8 protein-coding genes are annotated in these 15,016 nt (G+C 63.3%); 6 read left to right on the top strand and 2 right to left on the bottom strand.

Annotated elements, in window-relative coordinates:
- Positions 1-317 precede the first annotated feature (317 nt).
- Positions 318-1,898 carry an RNA polymerase sigma factor gene (locus V5E97_RS28685; RefSeq protein ID WP_406694989.1) on the bottom strand — a complete coding sequence of 527 codons (1,581 nt, stop codon included), beginning with the start codon at positions 1,896-1,898 and terminating at the stop codon, positions 318-320.
- 426 nt (positions 1,899-2,324) lie between these two features.
- On the opposite strand from V5E97_RS28685, the gene V5E97_RS28680 reads away from it, so the two are divergent.
- From V5E97_RS28680 to V5E97_RS28660, 5 genes are all read left to right on the top strand, one after another.
- Complete coding sequence (locus tag V5E97_RS28680; protein ID WP_406694988.1) at positions 2,325-3,362, top strand: hypothetical protein; 1,038 nt, start codon at positions 2,325-2,327, stop codon at positions 3,360-3,362.
- A 372-nt stretch (positions 3,363-3,734) separates the two neighbouring features.
- Positions 3,735-4,283, top strand: a complete 549-nt coding sequence (locus V5E97_RS28675; RefSeq protein ID WP_406694987.1) for a hypothetical protein — start codon at positions 3,735-3,737, stop codon at positions 4,281-4,283.
- Positions 4,283-5,176 (top strand): sigma-70 family RNA polymerase sigma factor, encoded by an 894-nt coding sequence (locus V5E97_RS28670; RefSeq protein ID WP_406701232.1) that lies wholly within the window; start codon positions 4,283-4,285, stop codon positions 5,174-5,176. The genes V5E97_RS28675 and V5E97_RS28670 overlap by 1 nt, the downstream gene beginning before the upstream one ends.
- Before the next feature lie 182 nt (positions 5,177-5,358).
- Positions 5,359-5,838 carry a (2Fe-2S)-binding protein gene (locus V5E97_RS28665; RefSeq protein WP_406694986.1) on the top strand — a complete coding sequence of 160 codons (480 nt, stop codon included), beginning with the start codon at positions 5,359-5,361 and terminating at the stop codon, positions 5,836-5,838.
- Complete coding sequence (locus V5E97_RS28660; RefSeq protein WP_406694985.1) at positions 5,835-8,006, top strand: xanthine dehydrogenase family protein molybdopterin-binding subunit; 2,172 nt, start codon at positions 5,835-5,837, stop codon at positions 8,004-8,006. Before V5E97_RS28665 ends, V5E97_RS28660 begins: the two co-directional genes overlap by 4 nt.
- A gap of 114 nt (positions 8,007-8,120) precedes the next feature.
- On the opposite strand, the gene V5E97_RS28655 is transcribed toward V5E97_RS28660, so the two are convergent.
- Positions 8,121-9,350 (bottom strand): SGNH/GDSL hydrolase family protein, encoded by a 1,230-nt coding sequence (locus tag V5E97_RS28655; RefSeq protein WP_406694984.1) that lies wholly within the window; start codon positions 9,348-9,350, stop codon positions 8,121-8,123.
- Positions 9,351-9,729: 379 nt separating this feature from the next.
- Here V5E97_RS28655 and V5E97_RS28650 point away from each other — a divergent pair, with 379 nt between their 5' ends.
- The gene (locus V5E97_RS28650) at positions 9,730-15,000 is read left to right on the top strand and encodes a beta strand repeat-containing protein (protein WP_406694983.1); all 5,271 of its coding nucleotides are present in this window, start codon (positions 9,730-9,732) and stop codon (positions 14,998-15,000) included.
- Positions 15,001-15,016 lie beyond the last annotated feature (16 nt).

The raw sequence follows: 15,016 nt of genomic DNA, 5'->3' as shown, positions 1-15,016 counted from the left end.
GGGAGCGTAAGCTCCCTGTCTTCCGACGGACGAAGAGTCGCCGACAACGTGGCGACAGTCTCCCAAACCCATTCCATTCACAATCGCATCAACGTCTAAATGCAACTTTCACTTCTATTATTACAGCATCCTCAATGCTTCGCTTTTTCATACATTCAACAACTGCACCGCACTGACAATTTTCGCCTACTTCTTGACATCATTATCTATAAACTTTCCTCATTTTGCTGATCTTTCGAGTATCACGGTGGGCAAAGCGATGCAAGACGTTCCTGGCGACTGAGCCAGGTGGGGTTCGGACCTGAGGTCGCCCAAACTCAACGTGCGTTGCCACCGAGCTTCTCCGAGGCTTGTTTGGCAGCTCTGGTCGGCTGAGCAAGCGGATGACCAGTGGCCATTTCTTTCAAGATGGCGACCGCCTCCGGGGTTCCGAGGTGTTCCAGTAGTGCGATGGCCCGGACGGCTCGGATCCACTTCTTTTTGGTAACCTGCCCCCGATTGATACGTGCGACATCATGCTCGGCCCACCACGCCCCCCCCGGCGTGACGAAGAAGTTGAAACCGCCATCGACGGGCCTCAAAATGACCGCCTTTCCTTCGAACGTGTCGGCCGGATGACCGCCCAATACGGCAACTATGCGTTGTCGCGTTGGTGATTCGCCCACGTCAGTCATCAGAGTTTCGAGCTCGACCGCAAGCCGAGGGTCGAAATACTCCAGTTCCGCGAATGCTGGCCTCCAGTCGTTCTCGTCCATGCTCCCGAGCTTCACAAGCAACTCCTTGAGGCGATTGCCATCAAGGATAAGCGGCTTCAACTTCCCCTTCAGGAAGGGTACGGTGTCGGCCGGCCGGTCGGCCAGTTTGAGGAGGGCCCGTGATGCTTCAGGCTCGTCCTTCTCCAGCTCAGTCCACCAGTTTTCCATCGCTTGATGGTCGGTCACTGGGACCCGGGTTGTGGGCGGAGAGTCATCGTCGCTCCGCGGTTCGTCTGCCGAAGCTTGGCTTTGGAGGACAGTCGCCGTCGCTCCGCGAATCCCTGCGGCGCTGATTCCAAGCAAGGCCACCAAGAAGGCCACCGCAACCCATTTCAACTTCACAAGAGCCATCATCGACAACTCCCCCTCGATCAGGGCGGCGACCTGGGCCGAGACCGTCCCGGTGGTGATCGCTCCCTTGGCCGCGGCGACACGTACCGCAGCCGATATCGTTGTTTGCAACAGCTCCGCCGACACTGCGACCTGGGTCGGCGCCGATCCCAGTGGGGCTGCCAGAAGCCCGATCGGCACGGCCACTCCGCGGCGGGCCAATCGGCCCCGGAGCCTTTCACGCCCCCGCGCGAGCCGGCTATGGACCGTCCCGACCGGACACCCGAGATGCCGGGCCGCCTGCTCGGGAGTCAGCCCCTCCAGCAGGCAGAGTACGACCGCCTCGCGGAATCGTTCCGGCAAACGGCCAACCTCGTCGTGCACGGCCCCCGCGAGATCGTCGTGATCGCCCGGGTGAGCTGACCGAGACGTGAATTCCGCCGCCCGCAACTCATGTCGCCGACGCCGGGCCGCGGCCGATCGTGCGCCCGAGGCGGTTCGGTAGGCCACCTGATGAAGCCAGGGGGCCAGCGAATCCCGCACCCAGAGCGATCCGGCCCGTTGAACCAATACCAGGAACGTTGCCTGGAAGGCGTCCTGTGCGTCGTGCGGGTCGCGGAGCACCGCCCGGCAGACGCGGAGCACCATCGGCCCGTGGCGCTCGACGAGAACCCTGAACGCCGACTCCGCGGCGTGGTCCCTGCGAGACGAGAATCTTTCGAGCAACTGGGTGTCGGTCAGTCCGCCGTCTGCCCCCATGCTGAAGAGCATGTTGAGCTGCCGGAGGACGATGCCTTGATCCCCCCTCGCCATGGTAGTCCCCGCGTGCCGCTTGTGTCCGTTAAGCTGAGGATAATGCCTCGAGCGATGCCGGATTGTCCGGATTTCTTGAAAAAATCTTCGAAAACAGGTCGCTCCGGTGGGGGAGCACGATCACAACCGATGCACCCACCCAGTTCTGAGCAGAGACATTAGCATGATTACAAGTTATGATAAACGGTGGGTTCGCCGGCCGGTAGCTCCTCGGCTTTCTTGACGAGATTCTCATCGCCCAGGCGGCGGTTCCCCCCGGACCAACTTATTGACGCCCAGCGAATCGGGCTTTTCCTTGATGGTCGCGCACGGTTACCATCAAGCGAAAGAACGGACTGACTCGCCGACCCAACCCACCCAGTTTACGCCAAAAGGCGAAATCCCCGGGGTCCGCGGCGGTTTCATGGACGAAGAAGAGAGGGGACCATGATGGCTCCAGCCTCGCGGAAGCTTACCCTGCTGTTATTCGCCGGCGCGAGTTTCTTGGTCCCCGGCCTTGGGTTTGCGGCGGCCGAGATCAAACTCGATAAGGAGTTTCTCTCGGGCATCATTGAGAAGGTGCCGACGGTCCCGTTTCAGAAGGAAGGCCAATACAAGGGAACGGTCCAGCGGTTCCGGCTGCTTGCGATCGATCCCAAGTCGCGCCGATTCGAGGTGGCCTGCCAGGTCGTGGGAGAGTTCCGCCCACCCACGGCGTCTCCGCTCAAGGACAAGCGGGCCCGCAAGGAGGAATCCACCGAGAACTGGACCAGTTTCCGGTTCGACGTGCGGATCGGGATCAACGTGGAGCCGGGACGAGATGGAGCCCCGCGGTTCCGGGTCGAGGTCGAGGAGGTCAAGCGGCGAGAACTCGAGGGGTTCGCCGGCGCCCTGGCAAAAATCCTCGGCCGATCCTTTGATCAGGTCGTCACCCAGATTGCCGACGGCAAGGCGTCTCAGCTCGGCGACAAGATCAATGCCGAGATCAACAAGCGAGTCAAGGCGTTCCGCGACTACGGCGTCCTGTGTGCGATCGACTATGCCCCGTCGGACGTCGTCCTCCACTTCGACGTCACTCGGCTCAAAACCGAAGGGGTTGTCGGCTACGTCTATCCTGAGCCGCGTGCGGGAACCGTTGCACTCACACGATGGTTCCACCCCCGACAAGGGCACCACCTCTACACGACCACGCCCGAAGGACTCGAAAGCAAAGGGTACGTCTCCGAGGGAGTTTCCTGCTACGTCTATCCGAGCGAGGCCGAGGGCACGGTCCCGCTCTATCGCTGGCGGAGCCGTAAGGAACCGTTCTACACCACGGCGCCGGACGGTGAAGGGGTCAAGCGAGCGGGTTACCGCGCGGAAGGTATCGCCTGCTTGATCTATCCCGATGAGAAGCCGGAAACCGTGCCCCTCTACCGATTCCTCAATCCCCGCAATGGCCGGCATTTCTATACGATGCACAAGTACGCTGAATTCGCGAAATAAATCAACGATCCGCGACTGGGCAAGCCTCTCGCTGGATTCCGGCCAGGTCGAATCCGTAGAGGGAATTACGGCCGGGCCGGCCGTGCTACTGTAAACCAACCCGTGGCGGAAACCGCAAGGATCGTTCCTTCCTCCGTTGAATCCCAAAAGTGCGGCCGCGCATGTCACGTGGCGAACGGCTTGCTCGTCGTTCAATGAGGAAGGGGCAATCGCCAAGCCGGTGGGAGCGTCTTGGGACGCACCGGGCCGCGCTCCGATCGCTCCTGATCACTCGAAGACGACTTGCCAAGGGCGGCTCGATGGCGCGAAACTCTCAAGAGAGATCGTGCGTCCGCCTTGGCCCGACCACGCTGGCGGGAAGGGAGCTTCACGATGTTGGGTTGGTTGATCAAACGACAGATCCGTGCGTTCGAGAAATCCTACAACTACGATATGACCTACGCCCGCGAGCTCCTCGACGCGGATCCCGCGGCGTTCCGCAAGTTCGCCAAGCTCATGGGGATGGCCCGATACTGCAAAGACGTGCCGCATGCCGTCTGGTCGGCCGCGAAGCTCGTGGGGGCGATGGCCGAGGACTGCGGACCTTGCACCCAGTTGGTGACGACGATGTCCGAGCGCGAGGGGGTGCCTCCCCAGGTGCTCCAGGCCATTCTCGAACGCGACCTCGAGGCGATGCCCGAGGATGTGGCGCTGGGGTTTCGGTTTGCGGAGGCGACTCTGGCCCATGCCCCCGAGGCCGATGAACTTCGCGAGCAAGTCGTCTCGCGGTGGGGCAAGCGAGGTCTGATCTCGCTCAGCTTCGCGCTGACCTCCGCGCGGCTGTTCCCGACCTTGAAATACGCGATGGGGGAGGGGAGAGCCTGTACCCGGATCGCCATCGGCGGTAAGACCCTGGTCGTCGGCCGGCACCAGGTGGCATGATGACGACGACCCATCCGGAGCCGCTCGATGCGGGGGAATTCGAGGCGCAACGGCGTCGCTTGACCGGCCTGGCCTATCGCATGCTGGGCTCGGTCGCGGAGGCCGAGGACGTGGTGCAAGAGGCCTATCTCCGCTGGCACGCCACCGATCGCGCGGCGGTGGTCAACGCGCCTGCCTTTCTCTCAAAAATCGTGACGCGGCTCTGCCTCGATCAGATCAAGTCGGCCCGGTCCCGGCGCGAGCACTACATCGGCCCTTGGCTCCCCGAGCCGGTCCTGGATGACGAGCCACTCGACGCGGAAACGGCAAGCGACTATGCCCATGACCTGTCGATGACCCTGATGCTGGCGCTCGAGCGGCTCTCGCCACTCGAGCGTGCGGCGTTCTTACTTCACGACGTCTTCGACGTCGAATTCGGCCAGGTGGCCAAGACGCTCGGACGCAGCGAGCCCGCCTGCCGCCAGCTTGCCGCCCGCGCTCGCGCTCACGTGAAGGAGTCGCAGCCCCGGTTCCCGGTCCCCCCAGAAACCGGGGCCCGGCTCGCGGAGGCCTTCCTCACCGCCACGCGCAGTGGCGACGCCGACACATTGACCCGGATGCTCGCCGAGGACGCCGTACTCAGCTCCGACGGCGGTGGCAAACGGACCGCCGCGCTCCGTCCCATCTTCGGACGCGACAAGATTACGCGTTTCTTTGTGGGGCTCGCCGCCAAGTACCGGCAATACGAGCAATACACAGTCACCCCGACGCGAATCAACGGCCAACCCGGGTTCATCATCACCGAGCCCGACGGGTGCATTCATACTCTGGCCATCGACCTTCGCGACGGCTTCGTCGCCTCGATCTACATCGTCCGCAACCCTGACAAGCTCAAGCACCTCACCCGGACCTGAGGAAAAGCCCTCGCAGACGCTCAGCTAAGCCAATCTCCCCAAACCCCGCGGGTCTTGCCGGCGACGCACGACTGTGATATCCAAGACCGTCGATAAGACGCGTTCAACCAGGGCTCGAGAACCGCCCGATCGCCCATGAACAGGTTCTCGCGTCGCAGGGCAGGGGGAGGGGAGAGGACACGATGGCACGAGTCACGCAACTGAACATCAATGGTTCCGTTCATCGCGTCGACGTGGATCCGGAGCGGAATCTCCTGGGGGTTCTCCGCGACGAGCTCGATCTCACGGGTTCCAAGTACGGTTGCGGCGAGGGGCGTTGCGGGGCCTGCACGGTGCTCGTCGACGGCCAGCCGGTCCGCTCCTGCACGGCCCGCGTGGGCGCAGTTGGGGACAAGCCCATCATGACCATCGAAGGACTCGAGCAAGACGGCCGGCTCCATCCGCTCCAGCAGGCCTTCCTGGATGCCGGCGCCTTGCAGTGCGGTTACTGCACCTCGGGAATGATCATGGCAGGCGTCGGCTTACTCTCCAAAGCCCCCCATCCCTCGGTGGCGGAAATCGTCCGCGCCATGGACGGAAACGTTTGCCGATGCGGCACCTATCCTCGAATCTTGGCCGCGATCCAAAAGGCCGCTGAATCGATGAAGGGGGGTGCTCGATGAACGGCGATACCACGTTCGATTTTCCCATCGAGCCCGAACGATATGAACTTCAAACGAGCCTTGATGACTCGTTCGACATCGAACCCACCCGGCGCGAGTTCCTCCGCGTTCTGGGGGGCGGGCTCGTCGTCCTCTGCTTGATCCGCGAGAACGAGGCGGAAGCACAGTCCGGTGGAGGACGCCGCCGAGGCTCGGGCGGGACCCTGCCTCGCGAGATCGGCGCCTGGTTGCACATCGCCGAAGACGGTGCCATCTCCGCCTATACCGGGAAGGCAGAAGTCGGACAGAATATCCGCACGTCGCTCGCCCAGGCCGTGGCCGACGAACTCCGGGTGCCAACGGCGAGCGTTCAACTGGTCATGGCCGACACAGCGCGGACCCCATACGACATGGGGACCTTCGGCAGCCGGACCACACCGACCATGGCCGCTCAGCTCCGCAAAGTCGCCGCCACCGCGCGCGAGCGTCTCATTGACCTGGCGGCCGAACATTGGAAAACGGACCGGGCCACGATCGAGATCAGCAACGGTAAGGCCACCTCCCGCGCGACGGGACAGAGCCTCGGGCTGGGAGCGCTGACGCAAGGGAGGAAGCTCCTGGAAACGATCGGCGAGAACGCGCCGACGACTCCGGCCGGAAAGTGGGAGGCGGCCGGCCAATCGGCTCCCAAGGCCGATGGTCGGGCCTTCGTCACCGGGCGCCACGTCTATGCGTCCGACGTGAAACGTCCGGGGATGCTCTACGGGAAAGTGCTCCGTCCCCCCACGTTCCACACCGAGCCCACCTCGGTCGACACCTCGCGTGCCAAGGCCTTGCCGGGCGTGACGGTAGTTCACGAGGGCAAATTCATCGGTGTCGTCGCCCCCGATGAGCCCACCGCGAATCGGGCACTCGCGGCGATCCGAGCCGAATGGACGACCGCCGACCAATCCTCCGATCGCGACCTCGTGCAAACGCTCAAGGGCACGACGACCGCCGCGGAGGGGGGACGGAGTGGGCCATCGAATGGTGAGCGGGGGTCGGTCGCCGACGGCCTGGCCTCAGCCGCCTTGAAGGTCGAGGAGACCTACACGATCGCCTATATCGCCCACGTCCCACTCGAGCCTCGAGCGGCCGTCGCCGAGTGGCAAGGAGACGACCTGACCGTCTGGACGGGGACTCAGCGCCCGTTCGGGGTCCGGGGCGAGCTGGCCCAGGCCTTGGGCGTCCCCGAGGGGCGCGTCCGCGTGATCGTGCCCGATACCGGCGGCGGCTATGGTGGGAAGCACAACGGCGAAGCGGCCGTCGAGGCCGCCCGCCTCGCCCGCGCCGCGGGACGACCGGTCAAGCGGGTCTGGTCCCGTGAAGAGGAATTCACATGGGCCTATTTCCGACCCGCCGGGGTCATCGATGTGAAGGCAGGCGCACGCAAAGATGGAACCCTCACGGCCTGGGAGTTCCACAACTACAATTCCGGGGGCTCGGGTCTCGAAACGCCTTACGACGTGACAAACCGGCGGGTCGCCTTTCACGCGGCGAAGTCTCCTCTGAGACAAGGCTCCTATCGCGCCTTGGCCTCCACGGCCAATCATTTCGCGAGAGAGTCGGTCATGGATGAGCTGGCTCGCGGCCTCGGCATCGACCCGCTCGCGTTCCGCCTGATGAACTTGAAGGATGATCGACTGCGAGCCGTGCTCAAGGCGGCCGCCGACCGATTCGGATGGGGCAAAGTGGCCGGACCCGATCGCGGAGTCGGGATTGCGGGAGGAACCGAGAAGAGGGGATACGTGGCGACCTGCGCGGAGGTCACCATCGACCGCTCGACCAGCCAGGTGCAGGTGACCCGGCTCGTGACCGCTTTTGAATGCGGCGCGATCGTCAACCCCGACCACCTATCGAACCAGGTCGAAGGAGCGATCGTCATGGGCCTGGGCGGAGCGCTCTTCGAGGCGATCCGCTTCGAGGGGGGCAAGATCCTCAACCCACGGCTCTCACGTTATCGCGTCCCTCGCTTCAGCGATATGCCCACCATCGACGTGGTCCTGCTCGATCGCAAAGATCTTCCCTCGGCCGGTGCCGGTGAGGCGCCGATCATCGCAGTGGCCCCGGCCGTCGGCAACGCCATCTTCGACGCGGCCAAGGTACGCCTTCGCTCGCTGCCACTCGTGCCCAACGGTTTAAAAACATAAATTTCCGAGCAAAAGCTATCGCAACGAAACCCACTTGCGACAGAACAAGCTCATCTGAAAAACAGTCAAAATGAATTTCCGTCCGTTAAACTCGACACCTTAACGCGAGGCCAGTTATCGCTCCCGGCCGGGCTCGGAGAGAATCGCGATCACCCGATCGGCCACCATTGCGCCAAGCCGGGCGTGCATGGCACTGTTGGGGTGGAGACCATCGAAGGAGCGTCGGGCGGGCTTGCCTTCCACCAGATCTTCGACCCGCGACGAGGCTTCGTCGCCGAGATCGATCAGGTGGCACTTCGAGTCGGGGGATGCGTTCTGGTAGGCAACGAATGCGGCCCGGATGGGGGCGCGATTGAAGCCCTCGAATGGGATCACGACGAAAATCGAGGCCAACGGCCCGGAGGCGGTGCGAATCTTGGGCAGCAGCCCCCGAACCGAGGCTTCGACTTGATCGAAAGGGACATGGCCGATCGCGTCGTTCGCTCCATGAGAGAAGAAGACGAAGTCGGGGCGAGGCGAGAACCGCCCGTCGGCCAGCCGGGGATGAAAGGAGTCGATCAGGTCCCAGGTACTCTCTCTCGGGTTCTGGGGGATGAATAGCGCGGGAACATTGCCATTGCCCGGGTTGCCGCTGATCGCATAGCTCTGCCCCTCGAACCCGACCCGGCCGGGCTCGGCGTCGAGACGTTCGGCGACCACTTCAGGCCAGGCCTGAAACGAGTCGGTCTCTGCGCCCCGGTTGAACGCGCCGTCGAGGATCGAGTCGCCGAAGAACAAGGCGCGTCGGGGCCGCAAATCGGGGTCCCGGTAGGTTGTCCCCTCCGGGTCGAGTTGGAGCCCCGTCACCCGCCAGAGGGCCACCTGACGGCCCGCTCTCCAGCGTTCCGCCCCGAAGCCGATCCAGCGCAGATAAGCATGGCAGCGGTGCCTCCCTTCCGGAACGTTTGAGGCAAGCATACGCTCCCGGTCGCCCCTCACAAGCTGAAGAGCGTGCATCGGACCGCCGTCGATCGAATAGCCGATCACCGGGTACGCCTCGGGAGCGATCCCGGCGCGGTCGGCCATCGTGACATCGACCTTCAGACTCAAGTTCCGCCCCGTCCAGCCAAACTTCAACCAGGCGCCGAGGTGAGTCGTCTGCAAGGCTGAACCATCGTCGTACCAATTCCAAGGAGAATAGAACAACGAGGGATCCGCCGCCCGAACCTCCCCGCTCCGCGCGGAAGGCCGACGAGAGAAATCGAGCCAGGTGGCAGTCAGGTATCCCAGAACGACCAGGATCGCCAACATCGCCAGCAGACGCGGCTTCCCCCCCCAAAGGTGCGACTCTCGTTCTTGATCCATTCCCAAAGTCCTTCCCCTCAACGACCAAGTCGAGCGGCAACGTCCCCGGAGTCGACCAGGCACACCGCGAAAGTAAGCAGACTGATCACTGAAGCCAGATTCCCGGTCGCCTTACTCGGACGCTCCTCCACCCTCTCGACCCCAACTGCGGAAGGGGATGTCGTGAAAAAGCGACATCAACCGAGGCTCTGTCTCTTTATGAAGACGCACTTCCCCCATTACGGCATGACAGCAGCCGGCTCGCGTTGTCGCTTCTCAGGACGCGACCTACATTGAGGTCCGCAGTCGTGGAACGACTGAGATCGATAATAACGGGCCGCGACGCCGCGATCCGGTTCAGAGATTGCGAAACCACCGCGCAGCTATCGGGAGAGTCTCCATGTTGAGGACTAGTAAGCAAGCGCACGCCAAAAAAAACCGCCGACGAAACCAGGGTCGATTCATTTCGACCCTGGAACAGCTCGAAGGGCGTGCGCTCCTGGCCAGCCTCTACGTGAACGCCGCAAACCTCACCGGAATCGAGGACGGCTCACTCACTCACCCCTATAGCCAGATCCAGACAGCCATCAATAATACGGCACCCTCCGGTGATACGGTGCACGTTGCTCCCGGCGTCTACGCGGAAGCCCTCAACGTCAACCACTCCATCGAACTCCTCGGGCCGAACGCAGGCATCAACCCGAATTCCGGGACGCGAAACTCCGAGGCCATCCTCCTCCCTCCCAGTAATAACCCCGACGCCGGGATCGTCGTCTTGGTCACCGCGAACAACGTCACCATCGACGGCCTCTTCATCGACGGCCATAACCCCAACCTGCCCACCGGAACGCTCCTCAACGGCATCAGCGCGAACGCGGGCAGCGGAATCGCCAACGTCGACAACCACGGACATCTCAACTTCATCTCCGGTCTCAACGTCCTCAACAACGTCATCCAGAACTTCACCCTCTTTGGTGTCCTCGCCGACGCCAACGACTTCTCCAAGGATCCTCTCGACGTTTCCACCGGAAACGCCATCCGAAACAACAAAATCGACAACGTCCCCCTCGTCTCGCCGCTCCCCGCTCGCGGAATCAGCATCGAGCACAACTTCTACGCCGACGTCACCGGAAACGTCATCACAAGGGCCGGAACCGGAATCCAGGCCATCTTCATGCTCAACCCCAACCCCACGGGGGCCATCTCCTCGATCTCCGGAAATGAGGTCCACGCCTACAACCTCGGCATCTACCTCTGGACCATCGACAGCGAAACCCCCGTCTTCAACGTCGCCAACAACTCCGTCTTCGCACAAGCAGGCCCCTACGCCACTCCCACAAACGTCGGCATCGAGCTCCGACGCGTTCTCAGCACCACCGGCGTCTCCCTCAGCAACAATAATTCCACCGGCAATCACGTCGGCATCAAACTCCAGTACACCACCGCTTCTCCCATCACCACCGTCACCGGCGGCACGCTCTCAGGAAACGACTACGGCGTTCTCATCACCAACAGTGACGCCATCACCGGCAGCACCCCCAGAAACGTCCGGGGCAACCTCGTCGGCGTCACCATCCAGAACGCCAACAACGCCGCCATCTACGTCGAAGACGCCATCGCCAACCCCGCAGCCAGCGTTACGCTCAACGTCGACCCCACCACCACGCTCAACGGAAACGCGCGGGGCGTGCTCCTGACCGGACCGAACGCCAAGATCGTCGAGGCGGTCAAGCCCACACTCGCTCTGACGCTCACACCGCCGGCCTCGACCAGCGACACCACCGCCGCGTTCGGCTTCAGCCTCGCCGACAACCTCTCCTCCAGCGGCGACCTCCTCGTTCAGTACCGCCTCGACGGTGGATCGCTCCTCAACGCCACCAGCCCCTTCAGCCTCAGCGGGCTCACGGTTGGATCCCACTCCGTCCTCCTCAGGGTCACGGACCAGGCCGGCAACGTTCAGGAAACCTCCTACCAGTGGGACGTCACCGCCCCCCCGCCGACCACCACCCCCACGCCCGCCAAGCCCGCCCTCGACCTCGCCAGTGACACGGGCGTCTCCAACTCCGACGGTATCACCAACGACAACACGCCCGCTTTCTTCGGCACCGCCGCTGCCGGTAGCACGGTCACTCTCTTCGCCGGCACCACACCGCTCGGGATGGCCACCGCGGACGCTTTCGGTCACTGGGAGTTCACCGTAGGCGGTCCTGGCTCGCTCATGGCCAGCCTGGCTAACGGTACCTATGCCATCACCGTGACCGCGAAGAATCCGGCGGAGGCGATCAGTCTGCCATCCGCATCGCTGGCCATCGTGATCGACAACGCCAATCCCGCGGCCACGTTCACCAGCACACCGCAAGCGCTGACTTCGGCCACCACGGCGTCATTCGCCTTCAACGTCGTGGATAATGCCTCAGCCTCCGGACAATTGCTCGTCCAGTACAGCCTCGATGGCGGGGCGTTCGTCAACGCCACCAGTCCCGTCAACCTCAGTGGCCTGAGCCTCGGCACTCACTCCATTCTGCTGAAGGTGACCGACCAGGCGGGCAATGAAGGAACGACCGCTTACGAGTGGACCATCACGCCTCCGCTCCAAACCACCTTGTACGTTGACGCGTCGAATACATCAGGCATTGAAGATGGGTCGCAGAGCTATCCTTATCGCCGGATCCAGACGGCCATCGATCACGCGACGACCACCATCGACACGGTGATGGTCGCGGCCGGGGTCTATGCCGAAGCCATCAACGTCAACCACTCGATCAAGCTTCTCGGGCCGAACGCCGGAATCAACCCGAATTCCGCCGCCCGAGGTCCCGAGGCCATTCTGCTTCCGGCGGACAACAACCCACACGCCGGGATCGTCGTCTTGGTCACCGCGAACAACGTCACCATCGACGGCCTCTTCATCGACGGCCATAACCCCAACCTGCCCACCGGAACGCTCCTCAACGGCATCAGCTCCAATTCCGGCAGTGGAATCGCCAACGTCGATAACCTCGGACATCTCAACTTCATCTCCGGTCTCAACGTCCTCAACAACGTCATCCAGAACTTCACCCTCTTCGGTGTCCTGGCCGACGCCAACGACTTCTCCAAGGATCCCCTCGACGTTTCCACCGGAAACGCCATCCGTAACAACAAAATCGACAACGTCCCCCTCGTCTCGCCACTCCCCGCTCGCGGAATCAGCATCGAGCACAACTTCTACGCCGACGTCACCGGAAACGTCATCACAAGGGCCGGAACCGGAATCCAGGCCATCTTCATGCTCAACCCCAACCCCACGGGGGCCATCTCCTCGATCTCCGGAAATGAGGTCCACGCCTACAACCTCGGCATCTACCTCTGGACCATCGACAGCGAAACCCCCGTCTTCAACGTCGCCAACAACTCCGTCTTCGCACAGGCAGGACCCTACGCCACTCCCACAAACGTCGGCATCGAGCTCCGACGCGTTCTCAGCACCACCGGCGTCTCCCTCAGCAACAATAATTCCACCGGCAATCACGTCGGCATCAAACTCCAGTACACCACCGCTTCTCCCATCACCACCGTCACCGGCGGCACGCTCTCAGGAAACGACTACGGCGTTCTCATCACCAACAGTGACGCCATCACCGGCAGCACCCCCAGAAACGTCCGGGGCAACCTCGTCGGCGTCACCATCCAGAACTCCAACAACGCCGCCATCTACGTCGAAGACGCCATCGCCAACCCCGCAGCCAGCGTCACGCTCAACGTCGACCCCACCACCACGCTCAACGGAAACGCGCGGGGCGTGCTCCTGACCGGACCGAACGCCAGGATCGTCGAGGCGGTCAAGCCCACACTCGCCCTGACTCTCACACCGCCGGCCTCGACCAGCGACACCACCGCCGCATTCGGCTTCAGCCTCGCCGACAACCTCTCCTCCAGCGGCGACCTCCTCGTTCAGTACCGCCTCGACGGTGGATCGCTCCTCAACGCCACCAGCCCCTTCAGCCTCAGCGGGCTCACGGTTGGATCCCACTCCGTCCTTCTCAGGGTCACGGACCAGGCCGGCAACGTTCAGGAAACCTCCTACCAGTGGGACGTTACCGCGCCCCCGCCGATCATCACCCCCACGCCCGCCAAACCCGCTCTCGACCTCGACAGTGACACGGGCGTCTCCAGTTCCGATGGCATCACCAGGGACAACACACCCGCATTCTTCGGGACCGCCACGGCCGGCAGCACCGTCGCACTCTTCGCAGGCTCCACACTGCTCGGCACCACCGTCGCGAATTCGGCGGGTCTCTGGGGCTTTGCCGTGGGCGGCCCTGGCTCACTTGTGGCCAGCCTGGCCAATGGCTCCTTTGCCATCACCGTGACCGCAAAGTCCGCCACGGGAGAGACGAGCCAGCCTTCCGCTCCGCTGGCCATCCTCATCGACAACGCCAACCCCACCGCCTCATTCACCAGCGCACCACCGGCAGAGACCACCAGCACCTCCGCCTCCTTCACCTTCAACGTCGCCGACAACTCGTCGGCCTCGGGCAACCTCCGCATTCAGTACAGCCTCGACGGCGGTGCGTTCGTCAACGCGACCAGCCCACTCACCCTCAACGGCCTGGCCCTCGGCACCCACTCGTTGCTCCTGAATGTGACCGACCAGGCGGGCAACGTCGGCACAGCCTTCTCTCAGTGGACCATCGTCAGCCCGCCGCCGACTCCCACTCCCACTCCGGCCAGGCCTTCGCTCGACGCGGCCAGTGACACGGGCTCTTCGAGCACCGACGGCCTCACCAAGGACAACACCCCCACCTTCCGTGGCAACGCAGTGGCGGGGAGCGTGGTAACCCTGTTCGCCGGCACCACCCCGCTCGGCACCACCGTCGCCAACAGCTCGGGGAGCTGGAGCTTCACCGTCGGCCAAGCCGGCTCCTTCGTCGCCAGTCTCCCGGACGGGACACACGCCATCACGGTGACCGCGAAGACCGCCAACGGAGCGACCAGCCAGCCCTCCGCGGCACGGGCCATCCTCATCGACACCACCGCCCCGGTCCTTCAAGTTGCGCGCAGCCCGCTCCCCAACGGCCAAGGCTGGAACAATACGAATGTCGTGGCGAGCTACACAGCAAGTGACAACGGCTCGGGCTTGAACTCCGCGGCGACCGGCTCGTACACGTTCAGCAGCCAAGGGAGCGGCCAGTCGCGTACCTTCACCGTGAACGACCGGGCGGGCAATACGTCCAGTGTCACGGTCGGAGCCGTGGCGATCGACAAGACGGTCCCCACGGTCACGGTCACCGCCAGTCCGAACAACCTCAAGCCCGCTAACAACCGCACCGTCCAGGTCCTTGTGACGGGCAAGGTCACCGACACCCTCTCCGGCGTCGGGACGACCGCCTCGTACACCGTTCGCGACTCGTACGGCCTGATCTCAATCAACGGCACACTGACTCTCGGCGCAGGGGGAAGCTACTCCTTCACAGTCCCGTTGCCCGCCACGGTCAAGGGTCTCAGCTCCCCTCGGACGTTCACCATCAGCGTGACCGGAGTGGATGCGGCCAGCAACACCAAAACCCAGAGCACAACGGTCCAGGTGCCGACCACCGGCTATCAGTCGATGATCACAGCCCTCAAAGTTGGCAAGCATACCCGCCTCGCACGTCTGCGGGCTCAGTTGCGAAATCTCAGGGGAATCTGAATCGAGACGCACAAAG

Source organism: Singulisphaera photorubra (assembly GCF_045290345.1).
Lineage (GTDB): Bacteria > Planctomycetota > Planctomycetia > Isosphaerales > Isosphaeraceae > Singulisphaera.
Note: the sequence above shows the minus strand (reverse complement) of the source record. Positions and strands in the feature narration are given on the sequence as shown.

Bases quoted from the DNA above. Each gene is read 5' to 3' on its own strand.
- V5E97_RS28655 (WP_406694984.1), bottom strand. From the start codon at position 9,350: ATGGATCAAGAACGAGAGTCGCACCTTTGGGGGGGGAAGCCGCGTCTG.
- V5E97_RS28685 (WP_406694989.1), bottom strand. From the start codon at position 1,898: ATGGCGAGGGGGGATCAAGGCATCGTCCTCCGGCAGCTCAACATGCTC.
- V5E97_RS28670 (WP_406701232.1), top strand. From the start codon at position 4,283: ATGACGACGACCCATCCGGAGCCGCTCGATGCGGGGGAATTCGAGGCG.
- V5E97_RS28665 (WP_406694986.1), top strand. From the start codon at position 5,359: ATGGCACGAGTCACGCAACTGAACATCAATGGTTCCGTTCATCGCGTC.
- V5E97_RS28675 (WP_406694987.1), top strand. From the start codon at position 3,735: ATGTTGGGTTGGTTGATCAAACGACAGATCCGTGCGTTCGAGAAATCC.
- V5E97_RS28650 (WP_406694983.1), top strand. From the start codon at position 9,730: ATGTTGAGGACTAGTAAGCAAGCGCACGCCAAAAAAAACCGCCGACGA.
- V5E97_RS28680 (WP_406694988.1), top strand. From the start codon at position 2,325: ATGATGGCTCCAGCCTCGCGGAAGCTTACCCTGCTGTTATTCGCCGGC.
- V5E97_RS28660 (WP_406694985.1), top strand. From the start codon at position 5,835: ATGAACGGCGATACCACGTTCGATTTTCCCATCGAGCCCGAACGATAT.